At 63.3% G+C, this 25,429-nt stretch carries 23 protein-coding genes; 8 read left to right on the forward strand and 15 right to left on the reverse strand.

Annotated features, from left to right (window positions below):
* Positions 1 to 11: 11 nt before the first annotated feature.
* Genes A3AU_RS0102655 through A3AU_RS0102680 form a run of 6 tightly spaced genes read right to left on the reverse strand, consistent with a single transcriptional unit; the run spans position 12 to position 5,959 of the window.
* Positions 12 to 875, reverse strand: a complete 864-nt coding sequence (locus tag A3AU_RS0102655) for an RDD family protein (protein ID WP_027051420.1) — start codon at positions 873 to 875, stop codon at positions 12 to 14.
* On the reverse strand, positions 862 to 1,881 hold the full coding sequence (locus A3AU_RS0102660; RefSeq protein WP_027051421.1) for a stage II sporulation protein M: 1,020 nt from the start codon (positions 1,879 to 1,881) through the stop codon (positions 862 to 864). The genes A3AU_RS0102655 and A3AU_RS0102660 overlap by 14 nt, the downstream gene beginning before the upstream one ends.
* Positions 1,878 to 3,182 (reverse strand): DUF58 domain-containing protein, encoded by a 1,305-nt coding sequence (locus A3AU_RS0102665; protein WP_027051422.1) that lies wholly within the window; start codon positions 3,180 to 3,182, stop codon positions 1,878 to 1,880. The genes A3AU_RS0102660 and A3AU_RS0102665 overlap by 4 nt, the downstream gene beginning before the upstream one ends.
* Entirely contained in the window at positions 3,179 to 4,135 is a 957-nt protein-coding gene (locus A3AU_RS0102670) for an AAA family ATPase (protein ID WP_027051423.1), read from the reverse strand. Before A3AU_RS0102670 ends, A3AU_RS0102665 begins: the two co-directional genes overlap by 4 nt.
* On the reverse strand, positions 4,122 to 5,336 hold the full coding sequence (locus A3AU_RS0102675) for a hypothetical protein (RefSeq protein WP_027051424.1): 1,215 nt from the start codon (positions 5,334 to 5,336) through the stop codon (positions 4,122 to 4,124). Before A3AU_RS0102675 ends, A3AU_RS0102670 begins: the two co-directional genes overlap by 14 nt.
* Positions 5,333 to 5,959, reverse strand: a complete 627-nt coding sequence (locus A3AU_RS0102680) for a DUF4129 domain-containing protein (RefSeq protein ID WP_032916810.1) — start codon at positions 5,957 to 5,959, stop codon at positions 5,333 to 5,335. The genes A3AU_RS0102675 and A3AU_RS0102680 overlap by 4 nt, the downstream gene beginning before the upstream one ends.
* 147 nt (positions 5,960 to 6,106) lie before the next feature.
* On the opposite strand from A3AU_RS0102680, the gene A3AU_RS0102685 reads away from it, so the two are divergent.
* Positions 6,107 to 6,886, forward strand: a complete 780-nt coding sequence (locus tag A3AU_RS0102685) for a hypothetical protein (RefSeq protein WP_027051426.1) — start codon at positions 6,107 to 6,109, stop codon at positions 6,884 to 6,886.
* 48 nt (positions 6,887 to 6,934) lie between these two features.
* Here A3AU_RS0102685 and A3AU_RS0102690 read toward each other — a convergent pair whose 3' ends face one another.
* A complete protein-coding gene (locus A3AU_RS0102690; protein WP_027051427.1) occupies positions 6,935 to 8,620 on the reverse strand; it encodes a tetratricopeptide repeat protein in 1,686 nt (561 codons plus the stop codon).
* A 140-nt stretch (positions 8,621 to 8,760) separates the two neighbouring features.
* Positions 8,761 to 9,381 (reverse strand): hypothetical protein, encoded by a 621-nt coding sequence (locus A3AU_RS0102695; RefSeq protein ID WP_027051428.1) that lies wholly within the window; start codon positions 9,379 to 9,381, stop codon positions 8,761 to 8,763.
* Positions 9,382 to 9,499: 118 nt separating this feature from the next.
* Here A3AU_RS0102695 and A3AU_RS0102700 point away from each other — a divergent pair, with 118 nt between their 5' ends.
* The 3 genes from A3AU_RS0102700 (at position 9,500) to A3AU_RS0102710 (ending at position 12,149) form a co-directional block, all read left to right on the forward strand.
* Positions 9,500 to 10,003 (forward strand): Gfo/Idh/MocA family oxidoreductase, encoded by a 504-nt coding sequence (locus A3AU_RS0102700; RefSeq protein WP_154674510.1) that lies wholly within the window; start codon positions 9,500 to 9,502, stop codon positions 10,001 to 10,003.
* Positions 10,004 to 10,178: 175 nt separating this feature from the next.
* Positions 10,179 to 11,051 (forward strand): intradiol ring-cleavage dioxygenase, encoded by an 873-nt coding sequence (locus A3AU_RS0102705; RefSeq protein ID WP_027051430.1) that lies wholly within the window; start codon positions 10,179 to 10,181, stop codon positions 11,049 to 11,051.
* 18 nt (positions 11,052 to 11,069) lie between these two features.
* Positions 11,070 to 12,149: a maleylacetate reductase gene (locus A3AU_RS0102710; protein ID WP_027051431.1), complete on the forward strand. Its 1,080-nt coding sequence runs from the start codon at positions 11,070 to 11,072 to the stop codon at positions 12,147 to 12,149.
* Positions 12,150 to 12,236: 87 nt separating this feature from the next.
* On the opposite strand, the gene A3AU_RS0102715 is transcribed toward A3AU_RS0102710, so the two are convergent.
* Positions 12,237 to 12,998: an SDR family NAD(P)-dependent oxidoreductase gene (locus A3AU_RS0102715; protein ID WP_027051432.1), complete on the reverse strand. Its 762-nt coding sequence runs from the start codon at positions 12,996 to 12,998 to the stop codon at positions 12,237 to 12,239.
* Between the two features lie 103 nt (positions 12,999 to 13,101).
* Between A3AU_RS0102715 and A3AU_RS0102720 the strand changes: the two genes are divergently transcribed.
* Together A3AU_RS0102720 and A3AU_RS0102725 are read left to right on the forward strand one after the other, a co-directional pair.
* The gene (locus A3AU_RS0102720) at positions 13,102 to 14,385 is read left to right on the forward strand and encodes a class-III pyridoxal-phosphate-dependent aminotransferase (RefSeq protein ID WP_027051433.1); all 1,284 of its coding nucleotides are present in this window, start codon (positions 13,102 to 13,104) and stop codon (positions 14,383 to 14,385) included.
* A 117-nt stretch (positions 14,386 to 14,502) separates the two neighbouring features.
* A complete protein-coding gene (locus A3AU_RS0102725) occupies positions 14,503 to 15,513 on the forward strand; it encodes a phosphotransferase enzyme family protein (RefSeq protein ID WP_027051434.1) in 1,011 nt (336 codons plus the stop codon).
* A 14-nt stretch (positions 15,514 to 15,527) separates the two neighbouring features.
* Here A3AU_RS0102725 and fabG read toward each other — a convergent pair whose 3' ends face one another.
* The 6 genes from fabG to A3AU_RS0102755 all read right to left on the reverse strand — a co-directional run bounded on the left by fabG (position 15,528) and on the right by A3AU_RS0102755 (position 22,878).
* Positions 15,528 to 16,292 carry a 3-oxoacyl-ACP reductase FabG gene (fabG, locus tag A3AU_RS0102730; protein ID WP_027051435.1) on the reverse strand — a complete coding sequence of 255 codons (765 nt, stop codon included), beginning with the start codon at positions 16,290 to 16,292 and terminating at the stop codon, positions 15,528 to 15,530.
* Between the two features lie 81 nt (positions 16,293 to 16,373).
* The gene (locus A3AU_RS0102735) at positions 16,374 to 17,900 is read right to left on the reverse strand and encodes an APC family permease (RefSeq protein WP_051355262.1); all 1,527 of its coding nucleotides are present in this window, start codon (positions 17,898 to 17,900) and stop codon (positions 16,374 to 16,376) included.
* A 97-nt stretch (positions 17,901 to 17,997) separates the two neighbouring features.
* Positions 17,998 to 18,696 (reverse strand): cysteine hydrolase family protein, encoded by a 699-nt coding sequence (locus tag A3AU_RS0102740; protein ID WP_027051437.1) that lies wholly within the window; start codon positions 18,694 to 18,696, stop codon positions 17,998 to 18,000.
* Positions 18,697 to 18,705: 9 nt separating this feature from the next.
* On the reverse strand, positions 18,706 to 19,125 hold the full coding sequence (locus A3AU_RS0102745; protein ID WP_027051438.1) for a diol dehydratase small subunit: 420 nt from the start codon (positions 19,123 to 19,125) through the stop codon (positions 18,706 to 18,708).
* A complete protein-coding gene (locus A3AU_RS0102750; RefSeq protein WP_027051439.1) occupies positions 19,122 to 21,392 on the reverse strand; it encodes a propanediol/glycerol family dehydratase large subunit in 2,271 nt (756 codons plus the stop codon). Before A3AU_RS0102750 ends, A3AU_RS0102745 begins: the two co-directional genes overlap by 4 nt.
* A gap of 259 nt (positions 21,393 to 21,651) precedes the next feature.
* Positions 21,652 to 22,878: a helix-turn-helix transcriptional regulator gene (locus tag A3AU_RS0102755; RefSeq protein WP_154674511.1), complete on the reverse strand. Its 1,227-nt coding sequence runs from the start codon at positions 22,876 to 22,878 to the stop codon at positions 21,652 to 21,654.
* Between the two features lie 438 nt (positions 22,879 to 23,316).
* On the opposite strand from A3AU_RS0102755, the gene A3AU_RS0102760 reads away from it, so the two are divergent.
* Positions 23,317 to 24,597 carry a YadA-like family protein gene (locus tag A3AU_RS0102760; RefSeq protein WP_245235401.1) on the forward strand — a complete coding sequence of 427 codons (1,281 nt, stop codon included), beginning with the start codon at positions 23,317 to 23,319 and terminating at the stop codon, positions 24,595 to 24,597.
* Positions 24,598 to 24,844: 247 nt separating this feature from the next.
* Complete coding sequence (locus A3AU_RS0102765; RefSeq protein ID WP_245235402.1) at positions 24,845 to 25,429, forward strand: hypothetical protein; 585 nt, start codon at positions 24,845 to 24,847, stop codon at positions 25,427 to 25,429.

Here is a 25,429-nt window from a genome sequence, read left to right on the forward strand (position 1 = left end):
GGCGGGATTTGCTACCGGGCGAACTTGTCGGCCTTCCGATTTCCGAGCAGCAGCTTGCGCTCCAGATGCGACCTGAGCTCACCGTAATAGGCCGTAAGGAAGGCCTTTGAATCGATCGGCTCGACCTTGGCGCCGATCTTGCCGCCGATGGTCTCGGCCACTGCTTTCATCGCGAAATAGTCGTCACGGCGCAGCACTTCTTCCAGCTTGTGCAACTCGGCGATACCATAGGCGTCGAGCTGCGCCGGGCTGAAATGGAAGCGCTTGGCGACCGGGTCTTGTCGCTGCGCAAGGTCCTCGACCAACTTGACTTTCGGTGCCTCGACCACCCAAGTTCCGGCAAGCAAATCACCAATGCGCAGCCGGTCGCGGTTGAACAGCAGAAACAGCGAAAACAGCAACGCCCACACCAGGCCGAAAATCGTCGACAGCGTGTCGGCCACGCCGGCGCCGCCGCGCGCTGCGATGATCGACAGCGGCAGGAAAACCTCGATCTCGCGCATCAGGTTGCGGGCGATGACCTGATCGATGGTGAGGCCCGCACCGCTGCGCGAGGCGACCCGCACGCCGACGATCCGCTTGCCGGGCGTCGCGGCCCGCCGCCCCGCCTCGAAGGCGATGAAATAGACGTTGCGCAGCAGAAAGATGAAGATGATCCAGACGATGAAGAGCGGCTCCGCCTCCTTCACGCCAAGGCCGCCGAGGCCGAAGATGACGACGAGGGTAACGGCAATGGCGGCAGCGACGATGATCACCACATCGAGCAGGAAGGCCGCGGCCCGTGTGCCGGCGTCGGCCAGCTTGACCCTGAGATCGACACCTTCCGGCGTGATCAGGGGCCGTATCAGCGTGAGGGGGGCTCTAGCCGTTGCCATGCCGCACCATGCGGAACAGGTAGAAATAGGCGATCCATAGCGTAAGCATGCCACCGCCTATGGCGTAGCGCACCGCATCGCTGGTGACCGTCTGACGGCCGATGCCTTCGAGCAGGCCGGCAAACAGAAGCATCACCATGACGCCGACCATGGCGGTCGCCGCCACCCGTCCGGCCTGCGCCGCGGCCGCCATCCTGGTCAGGTCTCCGGGGAAGGCTATGCGCGTGCCGATCCGCATTCCCGCCGCGCCAGCCAGTGCGATGGCGAACAATTCCGTCGTGCCGTGGATCGACAGCCAGCCGCCGAGCTCGAAGCCCAGCCCCTTGGCCGCATAGACCTGGAACAGCGCGCCCAGCATGCATCCGTTCATCAGGATGATCAGTACGCTCGGCACCGCGAAAGCGAAGCCCAGCGCAAAAGCCAGAATCGCCACCTGCGTATTGTGGGTGAAGAGATAAGCGGCAAAGCCGGACAGGAAATGGCCGCCGCCGCTGTCATAGAGCACGCTGCGCAGCGTCTCGGCCGACGAGTTCGGGTTGCGCCCACCGGCGAGGCTGGGCGCAATGATGGCGTCGTACCAGCGGCTGTCGGAGGCGACGAGCCAGTAGGCGGCGATAGCGCCGATCACCGTCAGCCCGACCGACACCCAGGTCTCTCGCCACAGATCGCGGATCGCCGCCGGCCAGTCGCGCAGGAAGAAATCGCCGACACGCTGCCTCAGGCCGCGCCGTGCGCCATAGAGATAGAAATAACCGCGCAGGCTGAGCGCCTCCAGATAGGCGATCAGCGCGCTGTCGAGCGATGTCGCCCTGGCCACCGAAAGCGACGACAACGCCGAACGGTAGAGCAGCGGCAGCGACAACAGCTCGTCTTCCGAAAGCGTGCGCGGCGCCCGTTTCTCGACGCGCGCGAGCAGCGCCTCGAACGCCTTCCAGTCGGCTTCACGCTCCTGGCGGAAGCTCGCCAGCGACTGACGTACCGCATCGGTGCCGGCGGGCAGCGTCATAAGAGGTTCTCCTCCTTGAGCTGGATATAACGCTCGACCAGTGCGGGACCGAGGCGCTGATGATCGGCCTCTATCACATGCGCGCCAAGCAGCCGCAGTCGGCCGATCACCACTTGCCGCTCCCGAAGCAGGCCGCCCGCGGTGACCGCGCGGGCCACATCCTCGGGTTTCGTGGGTTGCATGTCGGCCAACGACTCCAATTCGACATCCTTCATCAGCATGAACAGCACAAGATGCCGCTCGGTCAGCCGGCCGACGGTTCGCAGCATCAGCTCGGCGCTGATCGGGTCGACGAAATCGGTGAAGACGATGACCAGCGAGCGCCTGTCGAGCTTTGCCGCCAATGTCGTCAGGGCCAGGGTGAAATTGGTCTCCTCGCTGGAGTAGTCGATCTCGGCCGCCCGCTTCTGGATCATCATGAAACTCGGCGAACCGCGCACCGCCCCGCTCGAGACGCGCGGCCTGGCGTCGAAGGAGAACAGGCTGACGAGATCACCGCCCTTGAGCGCGATGAAGGCCGACAGAAGCGCTGCCGTCACCGCGCGGTCGACTTTCGGCACGCCGTCGACCGGCTCGCACATCAGACGCCCGCTGTCGATCGCCAGCACGATGTTGTTGTTCTCCTCGACCCTGAACTCGCGCGCCACAAGCTTGCCGTGGCGGGCGCTGCGTTTCCAGTCGATCATTCGCCGGCCCATGCCTGGTTGATAGTCCTTCAGCGCCTCGAACTCCCGGCCCTGGCCGGCCCGCCTTTGCGCGTGGCCGTCGGCGAGCGCGGAGCGCTGCAGCAACGTGATCGCCTCGTCGCGCGCGCTGCTGACGTCAGGCAGTACCGCCACATTCCGTTCCATCGGCAGGACGACCTGGTTCCAGATCAGCCCGAATGGGCCGGGCCAGCGTAGCCACAGCCGGTCGAAACTGGCGGTGCCGCGCCTCAGCGCGGTGAATTCGAGGTCGAGCGTGCCACCATTTGCCGGCAATGTGCCGCCTGTGCGGGTAACCGGTTCCACACGCTGATCGTGACCGACACGCGCTTGCACCATGTGCGCCCGCTGGCCGAGGCTGGCCGCGACATGCACGGTAAAACGCCCGCCGACACCGACCTGCGGCGGTGCCGAGAGACTGGCGCTGAGCGAGGCACGCCCACGCCCAGCCGCCGCGTCGACCGCGAGAAATGCAAGCAGCACGCAGATCCACAACAGGCCAACATACCAGACATGCGGCAGCGCGAGCGCGATCAGGAAGGCCGGGATCGCCCCGGCCGCCGCAGCCCACACTGCCTTGCCGGTCGGGTAGATCAACGCGGCGCCTCCGTCTGGTCGACAAGGTCGGAAACGATCTGCTCGACCAGTCGCCCGTCGATCTGCGCCGCCGGCGACAGGATGACGCGGTGGCGCAGCGCCGGCACCGCCAGCGCCTTGACGTCGTCGGGAATGACATAGGCGCGGCCGTCGAGCGCTGCCCTGGCGCGGGCGGCCCGGGCCAGCATGGCGCCGGCGCGTGGGCTGGCGCCAACCTCGAGGTCCGGGCTTTCGCGTGTGCGACGCACCAGAGCCGCGATATAGCCGACGACATCGTCGACCAGCGTCACGCCCCCGACAGTGGCGAGGGCCGCCTCCAGCGTCTTGCGGTCGGTCCGTGCCTTGATGCCGTATTGCTTGATATCGTGCGAGGCGGAGCCACCGCCGTGATGCACGATGATGGCACGTTCCTCCTGAGCATCGGGATAGCTCACCCGGTGTTTGAACAGGAAGCGGTCGAGCTGGGCTTCGGGCAGGGGATAGACACCTTGATGCTCGATAGGATTCTGCGTCGCCACCACCATGAAGGTCCGGCTGAGCGCATGCGTGGTGCCGTCGAAGGTGACGGCGTGTTCCTGCATGGCTTCCAGAAGGGCGGCCTGCGTCTTGGGCGGCGTGCGGTTGATCTCGTCGGCAAGCAAAAGGTCGCAGAAGATTGGCCCGCGCGTCAGCGTGAACTGCCCGCTCTGGAAATTGTAGATGTTGGAGCCGACGATGTCGCCAGGCATCAGGTCGGGCGTGAACTGGATACGGCCGTAGGCGACGCCAAGTGCTTGCGCGAAGCATCGCGCGGTCATGGTCTTGGCTGTTCCCGGCGGGCCTTCCAGCAATATGTGGCCACCGGCAAACAAGGCCGTCAGCATCAGATCGACCGTGTCGCGCTGCCCGGTGATCGCTTTCGCCACCTCTTCCCTGATCGCCATCGCCAGGGCCTTCACATCATCGACGTTCACCGAGCCTCCTTGTCGTCCAGTCATGCAGCTCGTGCGCTGCTTCATGCATTTGAGCCAGGGTCCTGGCTTCGTTCGCGGCCTTGAAGCGACGGCTGAAGCCCTGCGTTTCGCCTCGGTCGCGGGAATCGAGCCAACGGTCGAGCGCTTCACCCGGCAAGCCTTGCGGTGCGCCGAGCAATGCGCCGGCGCGCGCGCGCATCAGCGTGGCATAGCGGTCGCCGAGCTCCTCGATCCGCCCGGCGCGCTTCAAAAGCATCGCCGTGGTGTCGACCAGCGCCCGTTTGCCGAAGGCAATCGCCCGGGCCTCGGTGCGCGGCGGTCCGAACCGGCCGAGCCCGTGCAGGAAGGCAAGTACGGCGGCCGCCAGCACCGACAGCGTCAGCGCCAGGAAGGGCGGCTCGACCAAAAGCTTCGCAAGATCGTATTTCTGCCCGACGCCGTGCAGCGTCAGGTCGAACATCACCGCGCCCCTGGTTGGCTCCACCATGGCGATGATGTCGAGCGCGGCCGCCGCCTTCCGTGGATCCTTCAGCGCCGCATTGTTGATCAGATCGGGGTCGGTCAGGATGTAGAACGGCTCTTTGTCGAGCTCGGTGAGAACCGCCCGGCCCGTACCCGCCGCGATCAAAGGGTGGTCATCCGCCACCCATTGCAAGTCCTCCGGCGCGGTAATCGTGTGGCCTGCGACGTCGATCTCTCCGACCGAGCCCTTGCCTTCGCCGAGCTTGGCCTTGGCAATGCGGCCCAACCAGTCGTTGACGATCGTATCGGGCAGCCGTTCGACCTTCATCTCCCAGCCTTCGTGGTCTGGTTGCGGAATGGTGAGCCATTTGGGCAGCACGAACAGCGTGGCCTTGCCCGAACGAAGCTTGACGATTCTAGCCAGCGCGGCCGGGTCGCTGTTTGGCGCGATCGTGACGATCAGCAGGAATTCGGACGCCAGGCCGGAACGCAGAGCCTCCACGCTGCTGACCATGGGGGGTGGCTGCCCATTGGCAAGTTTCAGCCATTCGACCAGCCCGGCATAGCCGGTGCCGCCCTTGGAGAGCGGCGTTGCGCCGCCTTCCGGCTGACGAAAGTCCGGTGCGTAGGTAGACAGCAGGAAAAATCCCGCCGCGGCCAGCAAGCTGGCAAAAATGCCCCAGAACAAGGTCTTTCGGCTGAACGGCTCCTGCATCGCCTCGGCGGCCGGGGCGCTCATGTCCAGGCATCCCTGAAGGCGAAGCGCTCGTAGGCGCCGCGCGCCTGCTGCCAGCCCTCAGCCCCGACGGGTCGACGAGCAAACAGCGCTGCCTCGACGATGCGCGTGATCTCGCTGAAGGCGCTACGTGCCCGCGCGGGCAGCGACGGGGCCGTGGCTATGTCGCGCGACGTCAGCGACGGGCGCAGGAAGTCGGGCAGCCGTCCGGCAATGTCAGCGACGCTGCGGCGAAGCAGGAGGTGCACCGCCTCGTCATAGTCGCCGCGCGCAGCCAGTGCATCGGCCTCGGAAAGCAGGATCTGCGCGGCACTCGCATCGGGTCGCCAGACCTCCTCCGCATCCGTCTCCTTGCGCGCGCGCCGCCATGGCAGGCGCCATGCCACCCCCTTCGCTTCGAGGGCGACCAGAAGCGCGATGACCGTGACGCCGATGATCACCGCGCCCCAGAACAGGTAGATCATATAGGGGCCAATTTTCGCCAAAGCGTCGAGAAAAGGCTTCAGCCATTCCGGCGGCACGGGTTGCACCAGCGTCGGCAGGCCAAACTGTATCGAATCGTCCGCAAGCAGTTGCTTGTGCAGCTTTGCCAGCCATTCGGCATTTACAGGCTGTGCGACTGTCACCCGCTCGCCCCTCTGCATCCGCGGTTCGTTGCCGACACTGGCAATACGCCTGCACAATTGCAAGTCCACTGGACGAAGCCTTTTAATGTTGGCAGATTTACTGTCGAGGTCGGCCGTTTGGATGTGGCGGTGACTTAGGGGGATATCATGACCACTGCGACACTGGGACAACCCGGTCGATTCGAGATCGGCAGGGTGTTCAACAACACATTTGCCGTCATCGGCCGCAACATCGGGCTTTGCCTTGGCCTTGCGGCGCTGTTTGCCGGTCTGCCAAAACTGGTCACTCAGCTTTTGACCACAGCGACCCATACCGCTGGGGATCCGGCCAACCTTGCCTTGGCGACCACAAACTACAAACTTGGCTTCTTTGTTGGCTTCGCGCTCGTGGGGATAGTCTATATCGTCTTTGCGGTTCTGCTGCAGTCCAGCCTTGTTCGAGCTGCAATCGAGGACCTGAACGGCAAAAGGCCGACTTTCGGGGACTGCATCCGCATAGCGATCCGCTATCTGCTGCCCACTCTCGGAATTGGCCTGCTTGTCGGCCTTGGCGTGGGTTTTGCCTCGATTGCCTTGCTGGTGCCCGGCATCATCCTCTGGCTCGGCTGGTCGGTGGCGATACCAGTGCTCATCCAGGAGCGGCTTGGTGTCTTCGGCTCTATGTCGCGCAGCCGCGCTTTGACCAAGGGCAGCCGCTGGTCTCTGTTCGGACTTTTCGTGATCCTGATCATCCTTGCGATGATCATCCAGTCGATGAGCGCGGTGGTCGTCTACCTCTTCCACGGAATTATCGCCGCCTTTTTGGCAGCCCTGGTGCAGACCGTGGTGTCGATGGTGATCTCGGTCGCAACGGCAGTGAGCTATGTCGAGTTGCGCCAGGCCAAGGATGGCACCAGCGTCAGCGACCTGGCGGAGATCTTCTCGTAGCTCGGTGGTCAACGCCGTGCGGCGTGAGACGGCGCACGATCCAGGATATCAATGGCAACAGCTCGGTGCTGACTGCACGATCGTCCGGCACAGGCATGACGAGCTGATCGCTACGTCCGCCTTGGCCAGCGCCGTTGCGAGCTTTGCCTGCAGTGACGGCAGCTCTTCGCTCTCACCACGCCGCCTCAGGCATTCGGCCAGCCCGTGCAGCGCCCAGACATTGTCCGGATGCTGGGCGCAGCGCTGCACCTTGCCGCTGAGGCCGAGATCGTCGCGATAGACCTCCTCGGCCTCCTGCGCATGGCCCTGGTCGAGAAGCAGTGCCGCAAGCGCATGGCGGGGAGGGTGCATCCACGCCCATGGCTCGGTGTAGGAGAGATTGTCGTCCAGTTCGACCGCCTGCCGTAAATGACGATAGGCCTCGTCATGCCGGCCCTGATGATAGGCAAGCTCGCCATCGAGCAAAGCGGCACCGACGGCCAGCGAGGCGCTGGTCGGGTTGCTGAGAAAACGTCGTTCGGGCGCTATGCCCGCCACATGCCGGTGGAACCGGTCGCGCTCGCGCTCGGCCTCCGTGAATTGCTTCAGCGTCGCATGGGCGACGCCCTTGGCGTAGTGCTGCATGGCCGCCGTCAGCACGTAGAGGCCGGGCTCGTCAACCGCTGGCTCGTCGATAATCTCCTGCCAGCGGCCGAAGCGCACCAGCACATGCGATTTCATTGCATGATAGCCTTCCACTGTTTGCGTCAGCTTTGGCCGGTCCGGGATGGCGACCACGTCGCGCGTGACTAGGTCGCGCACCTTGTCGGCGGCCCATAGCGCCGGCCGGTACTGGCCAAGGAACATGCAGGTGAACATCATCAGATGCAGGTCGTGGCAGCAGCCGAGCAGATAGTAGGTCGGTTCATCCGCATAGGCGAGATAGAGATCATTGGCGCGGACCGCCCTCTCGCTGGCAAGCTTCGCCTTCTCATACGCGCCGCACAGCACATAGATATGCCCCGGCATGTGGTTCATGTGCCCGGCATCGGGACACATGTCGCCCAAAAGATCGGCCGAGCGCATGCCGCGCTCAGGCTGGGTCGACATTTCCAGGAGATGGATATGCAGGTGGACGATCGCCGGATGCTGGGCGATGCCGGCCTCGTCGGCCAGCCGGGTCGACCGCTCGCAAACTTCCAACGCCTCGAGCACGTCCGAATTCGGCGCCGGCGCGCCGGTCTTGAGGTTCCACAGCCGCCGCACCGTCCGCATCATCAGCGCCTCGACGAAAAGCGCCATCACATCATGGTCGTCGGGAGAGTATTCGTAGATCCGCCGCATCGCGGCGGCGTAGGCGTCGTCCCACCGTTCGAATTCCTGCGGGCTTACGCGGTGCGGCTTCTGGAAGCGAGAGGCCAATGCCTCGATCAGCTCCTTCTCCACGTCGCTGGCGCCAGCCGCATTGGCGCGCGCCATCTGGACATGCTCGAAACAGAGCTTCGTCGCGCTGTTGGCCTCGGCCTCGCCATGTTCCTTCCAGGTCAGGTTATAAAAAGGCCCGGCGGCATAGGCGATGCCCCAATGCACCATGGGACAATCGAGATCGGTCTCAAGCGCCTTCTGAAAGCACTTGATGCCTTCCTCATGGTTGAAGCCATAGCACCAGTTGAGCCCGATATCGAACCAGCGCTGGGTCTCGGTCGAGCGAGTGGAGATGGGGCGGCGGTAGGTGCCGAGGTCGAAGCGGTCCATGTCTTCCATTCAAGTCTTGCCAGCCGCGAGCCAGGCTATGGCAAGATTCCCTGACCATCAATGTGTGCCGAAATCTCCAGGCATGGCAAACGCCATGAGTGCCGTCGCCGTCATGAGGCGCTTATTCGCCGGAGCCACCCTTAGTCGGTCACTTCGTTTTGCCAGCCGGCCAGCTCTGGCAGGTCGTCGAGCCAACTCTTCTCGTTCATCGAGGCCTCGGCAGCCAGCGGTACAGCTTTAGTGGCGTTCTCAATCAGCCAGTCCATCCACTTCCGATAGGCAACCGCGTCCAGTTGCGGCGGCAGCACCTTGGCTTTGAGCAGCATCCGCTTGCGGAAACTGGTTTGCCTGCGGAGTTTAGTCGTCGTGAACTTGATCACCTTGCCTTGGTAGTCGACCGTCCAGCGGTCGTCGCCGAGACTGACAAGCCTGTCGATGGCGAAGCCGGCATCGACCGGCCTGTCCCGCCAGGGGAGCTCGATGGCAGTCTTCCTGAGATCGATCGCCCATCGCCTGTAGTCGGCCCCAGCGCGCTGGAGCGGCAGCACACCGGCCTGTTCGAGCATCTTTCTGCGGAACGCAGGCTGCTTCTTCAACTGGCCGGTCGTGAACTCGACGCGATGCCCGCGAAACTCGACATGCCAGCGGATCCTGCCGTTGCCGACATACTTCACCAGCCTGTCGATGAGGAATTCGCCATCGGAGAGCATGACGCAGCCTTGGCTGATGCATGCGACAATGTATTCGGTGTCAGTGACCATCAGGCGGCCTCGTGCAGGAATTCTTAAGGAGCTTAGCCATTGGAACGCCTAAGCGGCCACCAATCTTTTTTTGGCTCTGGACTCATCTGAAGGCCCCACGGACCGACGGCCGAGCCGCATGAATGAAGTCCGAAGATCTACTGATGACCTGGTTCAGCGGCAGGGGATTTTAAACGCTCCCGAACTTAACGAATTGGCAAGCTTGCTCGGTGCGGACAACGTCTCAAATCGAGCCCGGTCGAAACGAACTCCGCAAAGCCATTTCAAGATGAGCGCCCATATCCGCCTCGTTGGTGGGGGCTCGGCCCATGTTTCAGCGACGCTCGCCACGCCATTCATCTCGCGATTTGCGGTCTTTGGCACGAAGGGCTGGGTCGAAGTTCGAGACAAGGCGCATGTTGAAACCCCGGCTGGCTGGGTGGTGACCGAGGCCTGCCAGGATGGGCCGATCACCATCAGGGAAATCCCCCCGGCAGAGCCGGTACGAGACAATCTGCGTGCTTTCGCGCGCGCCGTCCGCGGCGAAGCCTACCCGATTACCGGCGAGGAAATGATCGACAACATTGCCTTGCTGGAAGCCATCGTTCGATCGGCTAGCTCCAGCCAAGTCGAAAAATTATGAGGCGAGCAACAATGAAGTCACTTGTTCGCGACGTGCGGCAGCCGCGCATGACGATCAGTTGTCGGTCTGCCCGCTTGCAGACATGATAATATCGCATTCGGGCGGGCGAAACCGCTACTCTCGTATTCGATTGGCCTCGGGAGTATCGCATCTTCCCTGATACGAGGAGATTTTGATGACGAGTGATACTTCCGGTAAAGCGCCGGCCACAGGCTATTTCACCGAAGACAATTCGGTCGAGGTGGTGAATGCTCGGATCGGCGGCAATGTCGACGCGCGCCTGGCAACGGTTCTGGCGTGCCTTGTCAAACATCTGCACACGTTTGCACAGGAAATCGAACTGACCCAGGAAGAATGGGAGTTGGGGATCGGGTTTCTGACACGGACCGGCCAGATCTGTACGCGGGAGCGGCAAGAATTCATCCTCCTGTCCGATACGCTGGGCCTATCCATGCTTGTTGACGCCATCAACAACCGCAGGCCGAACGGTGCGACCGAAAATACGGTTCTAGGTCCATTTCATGTCGAAGGTGCACCCGTGCGTGCAATGGGCGAGCGGATCACGCTGGATGGCAAGGGCGACAGCTGCCTTTTCCTCGGGCGTGTGCTGGATCTCGACGGCAATCCGGTCGAGGGCGCCCGCATTGACGTCTGGTCAGACAACGCCGACGGCTATTACGATGTTCAGCAGCCCAATATCCAACCGAAATGGAACAATCGCGGCGTGTTCGTCACCGGGCCGGACGGTCACTACAGTTTCATCGGGATCAAGCCTGTATCATATCCGATCCCCGATGACGGTCCCGTGGGCAAGATGCTCGATCAGCTTGGCCGCCACCCCTACCGGCCGGCGCATATGCACTACATCGTACAGGCTCAAGGCTATCAGAAACTTGTGACGCACACGTTCGTGGGGGACGATCCCTATTTGGACTCAGACACCGTGTTTGGGGTCAAGAAAACGCTTGTCGCGCCCTTCGAGCCGGCAGCGGACGGCGACATCCTCTGGCGATCTGATTTTGATTTCGTCCTCGCCCGGTTCGAGTAGAAGCCATAGGAGGGGCAATTGGACAGCTTCGTCTACAACGGCAATCCCGGACGGGTCATCTTCGGACGGGGCACGATTTCCCGACTTGGGGAAGAGGCAGACAGGCTCGGTGTCCAGCGCATCCTGGTCCTCTCCACACCCGGGCAGGCGAATCAGGCGGCCGGGATCGCCCGGAATCTGGGTAATCGCTACATTGGCCTGTACGCGAAGGCCAGAATGCACACACCGACCGATACCACTGCCGAAGCAATGGAATTGATACAGTCGCTGCGAGCCGACGCCGTCCTGGCGATTGGCGGCGGGTCGACAATCGGCCTGGGCAAGGCCATTGCCTTTCGAACGGATATCCCGCAGGTCGTCGTGCCCACCACATATGCCGGGTCGGAGGCTACCCCGATACTGGGCGAGACCGAGAACGGCCGAAAGGTTACGAAATCCTCAGCGAAAATCCTGCCCGAAGTCATCGTCTACGATGTCGACCTTACGTTGACACTTCCCCTCGCAATGTCGGTGACGAGCGGCATGAACGCCATCGCGCATGCCGTCGAGGCTCTTTACGCCCGCGAGGCCAACCCTGTCATTTCCCTGATGGCGACTGAAGGGATTGGCGCCATTGTCGGCGCTCTTCCTCTTCTGAAGGATGATCCGCACAATATAATGGGCAGGCGTGATGCGCTCTATGGGGCGTGGCTATGCGGTATTTGTCTCGGCTCCGTCGGCATGGCTCTCCATCACAAGATCTGCCACACGCTTGGTGGCATGTTCGATCTGCCGCATGCGCAACTCCACACCGCCGTTCTCCCGCACGCCGTGGCCTACAATCAGAACTCGGCGCTAGAGGCCATGGCCAGGATCAAGGCTTCGCTCGGTTGGACGGATCCGGCCGCGGCGCTTTACAAGCTGGCGCTCGAGCTCGGCGCGAAAATGTCGCTGCGGGAATTGGGAATGAAAGCTGACGGGATTGAGCCGGCCCTTGCCCAGATGTTGTCCAACCCTTACTGGAACCCGCGCAAGCTGGAAGAAGGGCCTCTGCGAAAATTGCTGATACAGGCTTTTGAAGGCACGGAACCGGATACGCGGGTGATGCAGCTTCCGTGATTGCATTCGGACCCCGCGACGAGTGCTGATGCCTGGTCAGTCCAGCCCTCGGTCCGGTCCGAATGGACAGACTCCCGAAGCCTACGCCTAGATCACCGTCTCTCCGCCATCGACAACCAGAATCTGGCCCGTCATGTACGAAGACCGGTCGGACACAAGAAACAGCACTGCCTCCGCGATTTCGTCGACACTTGCCCAGCGACCAAGCGGCACTTTTTCGCGGATGTAGGCTTCGATGGCTTCCCGGCCTCCCATCTGGGCGATGAAAGGGCCATTGAAGGGCGTGTCGACCCAACCGGGGCAAAGCGCGTTGACGCGAATGCCGAAGCGGCCGTAGTCGCCCGCCATCTGCCTGGTCATCGCGATCACCGCGTGCTTGGTCGTCGTATAGGCGATCATCTCGCGGTCATAGAGCACGCCGGAGCTCGACGACGTGTTGAGGATGACCCCGCGCCCGGCCTTTTTCATGAACGGCATGACGATGCGGGCACCGAGGAAGTGAGCCCGCACGTTGAGCGTCCAGGACGTGTCGAAGCCTTTGACGCTCACACCGAGCACGTCACCCTCTACCTGTACGCCGGCATGATTGTGCAGGATGTCGATCCTGCCTTGTGTGTCGATGAAATCGCGGAAACCGGCTTCAAGCGCCTGATCGTCGGTCAGGTCGAACACGAGCGCTTTCGCCCGACCACCAGCAGCAACAATCTGGTCGACGGTCGCGTTCGCGCCGTCGGCGCTGCGGTCCGCCACGCCGACCACCGCACCCTCGCGCGCGATGATCAGCGCTGCCGCCCTGCCGATGCCCGATCCTGCCCCGGTCACGATCGCGGTCCTGTCCTTCAGGATCATCTGTCAGCCCCCCTTTCTCACCGGCCCGTAATCCTGCATCATCCGGCGGACGAGCCTCGCCAGCTTGGGTGCGCGACGATCAACTTCTGGGGAAAAAACAGGCATGTACGACTTCGGCCCCTTCAAGTTCGAGTCGAAGCAGGATTTTTTCGACAAGGCAATCCGTTTCTGGAATCCCGACAAGACCAGGTTCTGGCAGAAAGCTGGGATCGATCTGGTGATCGGCAGGCGGGAAGGCTATTTCCTCTATGACATGTCGGGCCGCCGCCTGATCGACCTGCACCTCAATGGCGGCACCTACAATCTCGGTCACCGCAATCCGGAGCTGGTCGAGACGCTGAAGAGCGCGCTCGACTATTTCGACATCGGCAACCACTGGTTTCCCTCCGTGGCGCGTACGGCGCTGGCCGAATCCCTCGTCAATGTCTCGCCGGGAATGAAGTATGCGATCTTCGCGCCGGGTGGCGCCGAGGCGGTGGACATCGCCATCAAGAGCGCTCGCTATGCCACCAAGCGGCGCAAGATCGTGTCGATCGTCAAGGGTTACCACGGGCATTCGGGGCTCGCGGTGGCGACCGGCGACGATCGCTTCACCAAGATCTTTCTTTCCGACCAGCCGGAGACCTTCATCCAGGTTCCCTTCAACGATATCGACGCCATGGAGCAGGCGCTGAAGGGCGAAGACGTCGCGGCGCTGATCATGGAGACGATCCCCGCGACGTATGGCTTCCCGATGCCGAAGGACGGCTATCTCGGCGCCTGCAAGGCGCTGTGCGAAAAGCATGGCGTGATGTACATCGCCGACGAGGTCCAGACCGGCCTGATGCGGACCGGCAGCATGTGGGGCTGGCAGGCCTACGGCGTCCAGCCGGATATCATGGTGACGGCAAAGGGCCTGTCCGGCGGCCTCTATCCGATCAGCGCGACGCTGGTGAACGACAGGGCCGGCGGCTGGCTCAACGAGGACGGGGCCGCCCACATCTCGACCACCGGCGGGGCCGAACTCGGCTGCGTCGTCGCCCACAAGGTCATCGAGATGCTGCAGCGTCCCGAACTGGTGGCCAATGTCGGCATCGTGACCGAGTTCATGGCGCAGGCCATGCGTGAGATGCAGGCTCGTCACGGCGATATCTTCACCGGAGTGCGCCAGAAAGGCGTGATCCTCGGGCTGGAGTTCAGCAATCATCCGGAAGGTGCCGTCTTCGTCTCGCGTGCACTCTACGAGCACGGCGTCTGGGCGATTTTCTCGTCGCTCGACAAGCGGGTGCTACAATGGAAGCCCGGCGTTCTTCTGGATGACGAAACCTGCAGGGACATCATGGATCGTTTCGATGCCGCAATGCCGCGCGCCCGCGAGTTGCTGCATGAGGCCGGCAAGGCGAGTTGACATGGTTCAAACCCGGTTGAAACTGCCAGGCGTCCAGGTGCGGGCTGGCGGTTGGACTTGCCGGGATCGCAGGGTTCGGGCAGGGGAAAAGAGTGCAAGGACAGGGCAGGACGGACAGTGACGGATTTCGACGCGCTCACCCATGACCAGCAACTCGGCATACTGCAGGAGACTGCGGAGGCGGCCACCGCCAACTACGATCTGCCGGCGGACGTCTCCGTCGCGATGATCAACCTGTCGGAGAATGCGACCTATAAGGTTGCGGCTCGCGACGGCCGGCGCTGGGCGCTCCGCATCCATCGCGACGGCTACCATTCAAGGACGGCCATCCAGTCCGAGCTGGCGTGGCTGACCGATTTGCGCCAGACCGGGATCGTACCCACCCCCGTGCCGGTGGCGGGCAGGAATGGCGAGCAGATCCAGCGTGTCGGACATGCCAGGCTGGCGCAACCCCGCAATGTCGTGCTGTCGCAATGGGAGACCGGTTCGGAGCCGGGCATCGGCGAAGCGCTCGCCGAACCTTTCGAGCTGCTTGGCGAGGTGACGGCCCGCATGCACATCCACGCCCGGCAATGGAAGCGCCCGTCCTGGTTCAGCCGCCATGTGTGGGATTTCGAGACAAGTCTTGGCGAGGATAACCCCCATTGGGGGCGCTGGCGTGACGGCATGGGCGTCGACGCCGCGAAAGCCAAACTCTTTGGTCGCACCGTGGAGCTGATCAGCCGCCGGCTCGCCGCCTTCGGCAAGGGCCATGACCGCTTTGGCCTCATCCATTGCGACCTGCGGCTCGCCAACCTTTTGATCGACGGCAAGACGGTGAAGGTCATCGACTTCGACGATTGCGGCTTCGGTTGGTATATGTACGACGCGGCGACGCCAATCTCTTTCTATGAGCACGAGCCGCAGGCAGCCGATCTTATCCAATCGTGGACGACCGGCTATCGCCGCGTGCTTGACCTGCCCAAGGCGGACGAGGATGAGATCCCGAGCTTCGTGATGCTGCGCCGCCTGCTGCTCGTTGCATGGATCGGCTCGCACGCGGAGACGGACCTCGCCAAGTCGATGGGCCTGCCCTACACCGAGGGAACGGTCGGGCTATGCGAGGCGTATCTCAGCAAGTTTTCCTAGGACGGCCGCCATCATCAAGCCAATGCTTCCAGGCTCTCCGGCAGGATCTGGCCGCCATCGACGATGATCGTCTGTCCGGTCACGTAGCCTGCTTCCTTCGACGCAAAGTAGAGCGCGGCGTGGCCAATGTCCTCCACTGTCCCGAGCCGCTTGAGCGGGATCGAGGCGGCCATGGTCTTCTGGTAGTCCTCGCCCAGGCCGGCAAGGCCCTCGGAGATGATGTTGCCCGGCATGACGGCGTTGACGGTGATGCCGTATTTCGCCAGCTCGATGCAGGCCGTGCGCATGAAGCCGAGCTGCCCCGCCTTGGTGGCGCCGTAGTGCGACCAGCCGGGAAAGCCGGTGACCGGGCCGGTGATCGATGACGTCAGCACGATGCGGCCCTGGTCGGATGTCTTCAAATACGGCACCGCCGCCTTGACTGCGTGGAAGGTGCCCTTGAGGTTGGTGTCGACAACCTCATCCCATTGTTCCGAAGTCATGTCCTCGAGCCGCGCCTGCGGAAAGATTCCGGCATTGGCGCACAACACGTCGATGCCACCGTTTCTCGCGGCCACTGTCGCAAACGCGCTCTCGATGCTGGCGAGTGAGGTGACGTCGCCCACCACGCCAAAGGCGCCGTGGCCGATCTCGGCGGCAGCGGCTTCGGCCTGGTCGAGATGGCGCGCCAAGATGGCGACCTTGGCGCCCGAGAGCGCGAACACCCGCGCTATGCCCTTGCCTATGCCTTTCGATCCGCCGGTAACAACGACGGACCGACCCTTCAAGGACTGGGTCATGATTTGAAGCTCCAAAATGAGACGGGGACAGAGTGATATTCTGTCCCCGTTGCCGAAAAGGATTCCAGGGCGATGGACGCCCTAGCCTTCGTTCACCATGTGACCGATGTTCTGGTACGCTTGGGGGTTGGCGGACTTCAGCACGAAGCCCCAGATCAAACCGACAATAAGGATCGCGAGCCCGACATAGGGGATGCTCCTGGCGAAACCATTGGTGCCGCCCAGGGTCGCGAGATTGGCCACCAGCGTGTAGACGAGGACCAGCTGGACAACGAGCGAGATCAACGGCGCGATGACCGTCGTCAGCATGCTGCCGCCGCCGTTCTTCTTGAACCACATATAGATCGCCAGCGAGACAACGGCCTGCAGCACCAGCAGCAGTCCCGTGCCAAGCACCGCAAACAGCGTATAGACGCCAAGCCAGGCCTGTCCCGACGGATCGTCGAAGCCGTAGGCCAGACCGTAGAGCAGCACCCATACCGCCGCCAGCACCGACTGCAGCGCCGAGGCCTTGTGGGGGCTCTTGTGGTGGTCATGCGTCTCCGCGATCACCTGGGGCAGGACGCCTTCGCGTGCCAGCGAGTACAAATAGCGGGAAGCGGTGTTGTGGAAGGCCATGCCGCAGGCGAAGGAACTGGTCAGGATGAGAAGCGACATCAGCTGGTAGCCCCAGCCGCCGACAAAAGTCTGCACGGGTGTCAGGAAGAAGTTCACCCCGTCGGAGAAGGCCTTGGCCACCATGTCGGCCTCGGTAGGATAGGCCGCCACCGCGCACCAGCTGACGAAGGTGTAGAACAGGCCAAGGCCAATCACCGAAATCAGCAGTGACTGCGGAATGATGCGCTTGGGATCACGGGATTCCTCGGCATAGTTCGGCGCCATCTCGAAACCGACCCACGACCAGAACGCCATGAAGATGCCGACGGCCGCCGCGCCGGCGGGTATGGCCACGGTTCCGACTGTCTGCTCGGCGACAGGCGTGAACACCTTGAACACATTGAGCGAATCGCCGGAAAAATTCGTCCCACCATGGGCGAATAGCACACCCAGCGAGAAGATCACCAGCATGATCACTTCCAGAATGAGGGCGATCCCGAGCAGCCGTGCCGACACCTTCACGTCGCGATAGGCAAGTGCGGCAATGACCACGATCATGGCGAGCGCGAGCACGATCCAAGGCACGTTGATGCCGAAGTGCTGGGAAATCCACAGATTACCGAAAAATGCGAACAACCCGGTGAGGGATGCTTCGAACAGTGAGTAGCAGGCGAGGGAGCCTATGCCGGCCGACATGCCGACCTCACGGCCGAGCCCCTGGCTGATGAAGGAGTAGAAGCCGCCGACGGACGACACGCGCGATGCCATCGCCGCATAGCCGACCGAGAAGATGGTCAGCACGATCGTCGCCATCAGGAAGGCGGCGGGCGTGTATTTGCCGATGCCGTAGCCGGCCGCGAACGGAACATTGCCCAGCATTGCCGACATTGGCGCCGCGCCGGTGACGGCCAGGAAGAGCACTCCCGCGAGCCCCACGGCCTTCGAGTGCAAAAGATTGATGCTGTTACTCTTCGAGACGTCGATCGTCCCGCGTGCAGTTTCTATGGCCATGAAGCCCTCTCCATTCGTGACAGCTGTATTGTTCCCCGCACGTGGCGGCCGATGTGTCCCGGCCTGCGAGTGCAGCCATGACACTACGGACGCCGCGTCACTTTGCCAAGGCCATGATTTTGCATAGCTCGGCGCTCGACATCACGTGGCAGTAGATCATGTTGATGATTTCGAGCTCCTTGCGGTGGAGTTCCTCGGTCGCCGCCGCGCAGCAATCCTCAAGCACGATGACGGCGTAGCTCTCGTCCGCCAGGCTGCGCACCGTCGAGGACACGCACTGGTCCGTGAAGATGCCGCAGCAGATGACGTTCCTGATGCCGAGATTGTGAAGGATAAGGCGCAGATTCGTCCCAGTCAGCGCGGAATCGGTGGTCTTGGTCACGACGATTTCGTCGCCGGCTGGCTGAAGCTCGGCAACGAGCTGCGACGACGCGTCGTTCTTGGGCAGCAGCAGATTGTTCCAGCCCGGCATTTTCTGGGATAGCGAGCGGTCGCGCCCGTCCCTTGTGTGGCAGGCGATGCGGGCAAAAAGGCATTCGATGCCATTTTGCCGAGCCAACTCCAGCAATCTTGCCGTGTTCGGTATGACCGTGCCATGCATGCGCTCGTGGAACGGCGTCCACAGATCGTAGCGGTGCTGTTCCTGCGGTGAAAGCGAGGCGCGATCCGGCCGTTCCAGGTAGGTGTTCTGAACGTCGATGACCAGGATGGCCGTTTGCGCCGGCACCAGCACCGGATCACCCGGCTCGGGCGCGCCGAGATAATAGAGCGAACGGAATCCGGTTTTCCAGCTCATGCGGTCCTTTCAGAAGCGGAACGTGAAAAGGCCGCGCGCCGCATAGGTCTCGGCGGCTTCCTCGATGAAACGGGCGATGCGTTCGGCCTGGTAGGTCTCGCGCATCGTGGCGGCTGCCTCGATCAATTCTTCCTTGGACTTGGCGCGGCCTGGGCGCAGCAATTCGTAGACCTGCATGATGAAATCCTGCGGCACCTCGACAAGCTCCGCCCCCCGCTCGAAGTTGAGCGCCAGTGTCGGCCGTCCAACATCGCGCGCCACATCGGCCTGGGCCTGCAGCGCTTGCGGTGTGATGCGAAGGTCTTCCATCGTCACCTCGCCGGCTAGCACCGCATCCAGCGTTATCTCCGGAAGCGCCTTGCCGTGCTTGCCGGTCACGGCGCCAGGCTGAGTTTCGGCGAGCGGATAGTCGGCACGCGTATGGCTCACGATTTCGCTCCCGTCAGGATGATTTCGACCTCTTCGGGAGCCGCGCCGGCCTCGGTCAGCCCGGTTTCTATGGCGTAGATGAGGGCGACGCGCGCATGGTAGCGCGACCCCATGGCCTCGCCGCGCTGCGGCACCACGATGGGCTCCGGCATTTCGCCCAACGCATAGGCCGCCGCGTTGGCACCGAGCGCACGATAATGCTCGAGCCTGGTGATCGGTGCATTGGAAAACAGTTCCAGGTTGTTGTGCGGCTGGCGGTCACGCTGATGGATGACGGCGGTGCCCTTGGCCTGGATGCCGATGCCAATGCCGCTGCCGGCAAGCCGGGCGGCGGACAGGCCGAGGAAGGAGGTATCGGCCGTATGGCGGAAGCGAACGACGCGCGCCTTGAGCCCGCGCGCGCGGATCGCATCCAGCATGGCGCCAAGCACTTCGGAAAGCCGATGTCCGGCCGTCGTCCGGTAGAGCTTCAGGCCGAAGGCCGGGCTGATGCCGATGACCACATCGTCGGTCGCCGACCCGTCGGCTGCCGGCCCAAGGTTGCGATAGCGGATGTGCCTTGCCTCGTCCTTCTCGTGCAGGGCTTCCGAGCGCAGCACTTCTTTCTGATCCAGCACGTCGCGGATGTCGTTGAGCTGCAAGCGCCGTTCCTCGGACACGCGATATCCGGAGCCGGGACCGAGATAGTCGTTCGGGTCGTTGACCGCGCTGACGATCCGCCCGTTGCGGATCATGGCCGAGGTCTGGAGATAGTCGCCGGACAGGCGCAGCTTCACCACGTTCAGCAGGTTCTCGGCCTCTTCGCGGAACCCGCGCTTGGCCAACGCCTTGACCACATCGATCACGCTGATGCCGCGCTCCTTGATGGCCTCGCTTATGAAGCTCACGTCGCGCGGCATCAGGCTGCGCGTATCATCCGAGCCGGAGGCGTAGACCACACTGGTCTTCATATCCTCGGTCGGCGTCGACAGGCCGAGTTCCTCGAACACGGCGGCGATTGCCTCCACCGCCCGCTCGCGCAACTCGATCGCGCGTGACTCGGGCAGTGGCGTCAACCCGCCATCGGCCTCGAAGTCGCGCTGCAGCACCAGATAGTCTTCCAACTCCTCGCCGTTGATCAGCGACGGGTTGAATGAGTTATCGTATTTCAGGATCGATCCCATTCCCGAGCAGATCAGGTCCGAGCCGGCAATCAGGTAGGGAAGGATCTTGGCACCGACGCGAATCTCCGATTCGGTGGAGCGCGCGTCATTGCCTGATGCGCATTCGAGATCGAGCCAGACAGCGATGAGGTTCTCAGCCATCAGCTCCCGGACGCCGCCAGGTATGGTGGCGGTCAAAGGCGCCCCGTCGATGCCGCCATTTTGCGTACCCTGCACCCCCATGCCGCGCTGCAGGCAGAGACAGCGTGCCTCCAGGTAAAGCAGCGATTTTGCCTCATGGAAGCCCATCAGCAATTCGGAGCCGGCACCCGACGTACAGCGCATCTTGACGCCGCGCGATGCGTAGGCGGCGGCGAGAAATGCCTTGGACCATGGTGTGTCGTCGCCATCGGTGAACGATTTTTCGGTGCCGTAGACGGAAACGGTTTCGGCATAGGACGTGAAGCCGGCCATGGCGATGCGCAGTTCCTCCGCCTCCTCGCTGGAGCATTGGAACAGCGTTCCCCAGCGACCGACGGCGCCGCCCACTGCACACGCCACCGCGTTGGACCAGGCGTTGCGCGACACGCGCATCGTCGTCTCGATCTCGTCGAAGCCGAAGGCGACGGCGGTCGCGGCATCCGCGGCGAGCTGCAGCGGGTCGTCCTTGGCGTTGGTGACATGCGCCTGGTTACCCGGCGTCTTGCGTGCCCGCATCTTCGAGTAGGCGAAGGCGATCTCCAACGCATTAAGCTGCGACACGACCTCGGCGAGTTTGGCGGGTGTCATGCCATGCGCGAGCCGCACCAGTGTTTCGCGCGGCACGTTCATGTCGACCAGCCAGCGTGCGACGGTGGCCGAGTCCAGCGCCATCGCTTCGGACGCCACCTCCTGGTCGATGTGATGGCGGGCTATGAAGCGGTCGATCATGTCGTAGTCGTGCTCGAGCACTCCATCAAGGGACACGACGCGCCCGCCCTTGATGCCGATGCCAGGTTTGGGATCGGCTGGGCTGGAGAAAGCGGAGAAGCCGTTGGCAGGGTCTTCCGCCGCGAACTTGTCCAGCCGCAACGGCCGCTCGTCCCAGTCGGCGAAGCGCTTCCAGCGGTTCATTCTCGGCGTCATGCGTGCGTTCCTCGACCGAGCGGAAAGACTATTGAATGCCCGCTCGTCACACAATGGCCCGGATCGAATCTCGCCGAAGGCCTGGCGCCATTGCTTGCCGCAGGCAGAACTTATTGTCCAAGAAGGCATCGCTCTCCAGCGTGATCGACAAAGTCGGCTTGTGGGTCGGCCTGCCGGGCTGAAACAGGCCCGCGCAACTGGCCACCGGTCTTGTCAGCGATGGGAATCGCCCGGGAGGCGCGTTGGCGTGCCCATGGAGCTAACCCGCGCCAGCCACGGGCGACGCCAGGGACGCCGCGAGCTGGACCAGTTCGGCCTGTCGCCGCACGCCGGTTTTCTCGAACAGCCGCAGCAGATGCGTCCTGACCGTGCTGCGGCCGATGTCGAGAGCATCGGACGTCTCCTCGACCGTGCGGCCGGCTGCGATCTGCTCGAAGACACGCGCCTCGGCCGGCGTCAGGCCGAACAATGCCGCGACCAGCGCGGTCGGCGCGACGAACGGAGTGTCCGCCCGTGCGACAAACACCGCCGCGACCACGCTGGCATCGAACGCCCCGCGCCCCGGTCGCAGCGGCAGGACGTGCAAGGCTCCAGCTGAGCCGTCGCGCCAGCGTATCGGAACCCCCAACCCTTTGCGACCGATGGCGCTCTCGTCCTGCGCTGCCTGAGACACCGCGACGGCCAACGCGCTGGACACGGCGGCGACGCTGGTGCTGAGAACCCCGTTGCGGATGTTCAGCAGCTCGCCCGTGGCGACGATGTTCTGGGCAGCTGGATTGGCATGCACGACATGCAGATCGGCGGTGGTGAGAAAGATCGGCGCCGTCAGCGTGTCGAGCACCGTCTGGAAGGTCGACCGGGCTATCGCCGCCATGTCCAGCAGCCGATTGATCGTCGCGGCGCGCTGGAGATGCGGGATCAGCAATCGGGCGGCCTCTATCTGCTGATCGTTGATGGGAGGGGCATCGGCATGGCGGCTGAAGGACAGCGAGCCGAGACCACGCCCATCCCGCGCGAGCGGCAGTGCCAGGGAGTCGATCATGCCTTGCGGTTTGCCGACCTCCACAAAATAACGGTTCGTCGTGGTGTCGAGGTTGGGATTGAGCTGGCTCAACACCGCCGGCCGATCCATCGGCAGCGAGCCTACCACCGCCATGCCACCCCATAGCTCGACGATTTCAGCGCCGTAGCTGACCATCTGGTCGACATAGGGGTGCGGGATGTTGCTGGTTACGTTGAGCAGCACCTCGCCCGACGGCAACGCTTGCAGCCGGATGGCGGCTGTCCCGAAGCCAAGGGCGATGCGCATCTCCTCGATCGCGACGGGCCAGCGCGCGGGATCGATCGCGGCGTCGTAGATCAGCCCGATCAGTTCGGACAACTGGGCCATCGAGAAAGCAGAGCGCATCGCACCATTCCCTTGCCGCACGGCAACAAAATCTTTGTTGCATCGCAACAAAATGAACACATGACCCGGATTGGGCAAGCCCCATCATCTCCCGAAGATGGAGATCAGCATTGGGCGGTACCATCGAACTCTGGCAGTCGCTATCCACCGAATGGTGGAAGACGCGGCATTTTCTTTGTGTTCGTTTGCGCCCGTCGGGTGCTGCGGTCCTGCGCGGAATTCGGGGGCATCGGTGTTTGCAAGGCGAGTGCTGTTCGGGGACGGCGGCACAACCGCCGAGTGCGCAACTGCTTGATTGTCAGCCCAGCCATGGCCGGAGCACCTCCCGCCCGGCTCGGCCAATTCGCGTGGGACCGGCAGCCGCCGGCAGGGGTCGATCAATTGGCAATGAAGCGAGGGCTTTGAAACGTGATTGCGGAAACGATTGGATGCGTGAACGTATCGGAAGACGCCGCTGCCCAGGCAAAAAGCGAAACAGTCGCGACAAGGCGCCAAGGGCGAAAAGGCAATGGACTCGTGTCGGCCGCGACGGCGGTTTTCGGTGGGCTGGCATCCTCCCAAGTGCCGGCTGTCGGGACAGCGGTATTCGTGGCGGTCGCGGCCGCCGGCTGTGTCGCCGTCGCGCCGGCGCGGGCGGCAGGCGTCATCTGCCAGGATTTCAATGGTGCGGATGGTGGAGCAGCTTTCGCGCAGACGTCAGGCGGCGGCACGGCATGCGGAAGATCCGCCAATAGCGATGGTGCTCTCTCGACTGCGATCGGCAATGGCGCGGGTGCTTTCGGGGACAACAGCGTAGCGCTCGGCCTCAACGCGAGCGCCGGTGGACTCGTTTTCGACGTGAACGCGGGCGGCCTGACCACCGACTACAACAATGCGAATACAACGGCCATCGGCACCGGAGCCCAGGCCGGCGCCAGCGCGATTGGCCAGGCCAACGCCACGGCGCTTGGTACTTCGGCCCAGGCGAATGCCGGGGACGCGACGGCCCTTGGCAGCTCGGCGCAGGCGAACGGCGGCAACGCCACGGCTCTTGGCAACGCGGCCAAGGCAAATGCCGTGAACGCCGTTGCCCTCGGCGCCGATGCAACGGCCAACTACGAGGCCTCCATCGCCATCGGCGTTGGCGCGACGACAACGCGCGACAACCAGGTCATGATTGGCACGGGCAACAGCACCTATACGCTGACCGGCGTCGCTTCGCAGGCGGGCAAGGCCGCGCAAGCCGGTCCCACCTATCTGTTGACGACGGACAGTAGCGGCAATCTGGCCGCGTCGACATTCGATGTCGCGACGCTTGCCAACCTGCCGGCACAGGTCGCCCAGAACAGCAGCGATATCGGCACTTTGAACAGCACGGTGAGCAGCCACGCCACCGAACTTGCAGACCATGAGACGCGCATCACCAACAACACCAACGCCATTGCGGTGCACACCACCGAGATCGCGGACCTTGACACCAGGGTGACCACCAACTCCAGCAACATCACCCAACTCGACGGACGTGTCGGCGCGCTCGAGGCTGGTATCCAGAATCTCGGCGACCAGATCAGCGAAACCCGCACCGAAGCCCGTGCCGGCACCGCGCTGGCGCTGGCGACGGCGGGGCTGCGTTACGACGACAGGCCTGAAAAACTGTCGCTGGCCGGCGGCTTTGGCTATTTCAAGGGACAATCGGGGCTGGCGCTCGGTCTTGGTTACAACACCAGCGAGGATTTCCGCCTCAACGCCGCCTTGTCGGCCACCACCAGGCAAGGCGATGTCGGCGTCAGCGTCGGCGCATCGTGGACGCTGAACTGAGGCGGTCGGCGTGATGCGGGGTCTTCGGTTTCGGCGCGGCATGCCTTGCTGGCGCAACAGAGGCGTCTCCGATCTTCAGGGCTTATCGAGTGCGAGGGGGCAGGCTTGAAAGAGCCGGCGGCGGTCGCGTCCAGGACCTGCGGACGCGACCGCCTGTCTTCCCCGCCCAAGGCTCGGGTTCCGCGTCAGTTCCAGAGGTGACATGAAGCGCCGGCGATTTTTCTCAACAGCGCGGATGACGCAGGCCATGGTGACAGGCTTGCTGTCGGCCGGCTTGATGACGGCACCCTTGGACGTTGCGGACGCCCAAACCAAAAAGACCGAGAAGGGCGACAAGGTCCATGCCGCTCGCCCGGCCAACATCGACCGCAACGGCGTGCTGATCCTGATCCGCGGCACGCTGCTGGCGCTCGACCAGGCCAACAAGACCGGCAACTACACCGTGCTGCGCGATCTCGGCTCGCCCAATTTCCAGGCCAACAGCGCAGCCGGGCTCGGCGACATCTTCGCCAACCAGCGCAAGCAAGCGCTCGACTTCGGCGCTGTAGCGGTGCTCGATCCGCAACTGACCTTGCTGCCCCAGATCGAGCCGAACGGCATGCTGCACATGGCCGGGTTTTTCCCGTCGGTGCCAATGCAGGTCAATTTCGAGCTTCTGTTCGAGCCGACGAACCGGCAGTGGAAAATCTACGGCGTGTCGGTCAACCTCACCTCGGGAGCGCCGCAGGCGCCCGACACGCCCGTCGCCGAGCAGCAGAAACCGGACGATGCCGGCCTGCCACCGGATGCACCCTCGATGGCCGTCCAACCGAAGAAGACAGCAAAACCTTGA

Source organism: Mesorhizobium erdmanii USDA 3471 (genome assembly GCF_000472705.1).
Lineage (GTDB): Bacteria > Pseudomonadota > Alphaproteobacteria > Rhizobiales > Rhizobiaceae > Mesorhizobium > Mesorhizobium erdmanii.

Excerpts from the sequence above, each read along its gene's own strand:
- A3AU_RS0102715 (WP_027051432.1), bottom strand. The coding sequence starts at position 12,998 with ATGATCCTGAAGGACAGGACCGCGATCGTGACCGGGGCAGGATCGGGC.
- A3AU_RS0102660 (WP_027051421.1), bottom strand. The coding sequence starts at position 1,881 with ATGACGCTGCCCGCCGGCACCGATGCGGTACGTCAGTCGCTGGCGAGC.
- A3AU_RS0102750 (WP_027051439.1), bottom strand. The coding sequence starts at position 21,392 with ATGACGCCGAGAATGAACCGCTGGAAGCGCTTCGCCGACTGGGACGAG.
- A3AU_RS0102740 (WP_027051437.1), bottom strand. The coding sequence starts at position 18,696 with ATGAGCTGGAAAACCGGATTCCGTTCGCTCTATTATCTCGGCGCGCCC.
- A3AU_RS0102765 (WP_245235402.1), top strand. The coding sequence starts at position 24,845 with ATGGTGACAGGCTTGCTGTCGGCCGGCTTGATGACGGCACCCTTGGAC.
- A3AU_RS0102695 (WP_027051428.1), bottom strand. The coding sequence starts at position 9,381 with ATGGTCACTGACACCGAATACATTGTCGCATGCATCAGCCAAGGCTGC.
- A3AU_RS0102735 (WP_051355262.1), bottom strand. The coding sequence starts at position 17,900 with ATGGCCATAGAAACTGCACGCGGGACGATCGACGTCTCGAAGAGTAAC.
- A3AU_RS0102705 (WP_027051430.1), top strand. The coding sequence starts at position 10,179 with ATGACGAGTGATACTTCCGGTAAAGCGCCGGCCACAGGCTATTTCACC.
- A3AU_RS0102720 (WP_027051433.1), top strand. The coding sequence starts at position 13,102 with ATGTACGACTTCGGCCCCTTCAAGTTCGAGTCGAAGCAGGATTTTTTC.
- A3AU_RS0102655 (WP_027051420.1), bottom strand. The coding sequence starts at position 875 with ATGGCAACGGCTAGAGCCCCCCTCACGCTGATACGGCCCCTGATCACG.
- A3AU_RS0102675 (WP_027051424.1), bottom strand. The coding sequence starts at position 5,336 with ATGAGCGCCCCGGCCGCCGAGGCGATGCAGGAGCCGTTCAGCCGAAAG.
- A3AU_RS0102685 (WP_027051426.1), top strand. The coding sequence starts at position 6,107 with ATGACCACTGCGACACTGGGACAACCCGGTCGATTCGAGATCGGCAGG.
- fabG (WP_027051435.1), bottom strand. The coding sequence starts at position 16,292 with ATGACCCAGTCCTTGAAGGGTCGGTCCGTCGTTGTTACCGGCGGATCG.
- A3AU_RS0102700 (WP_154674510.1), top strand. The coding sequence starts at position 9,500 with ATGAATGAAGTCCGAAGATCTACTGATGACCTGGTTCAGCGGCAGGGG.
- A3AU_RS0102690 (WP_027051427.1), bottom strand. The coding sequence starts at position 8,620 with ATGGACCGCTTCGACCTCGGCACCTACCGCCGCCCCATCTCCACTCGC.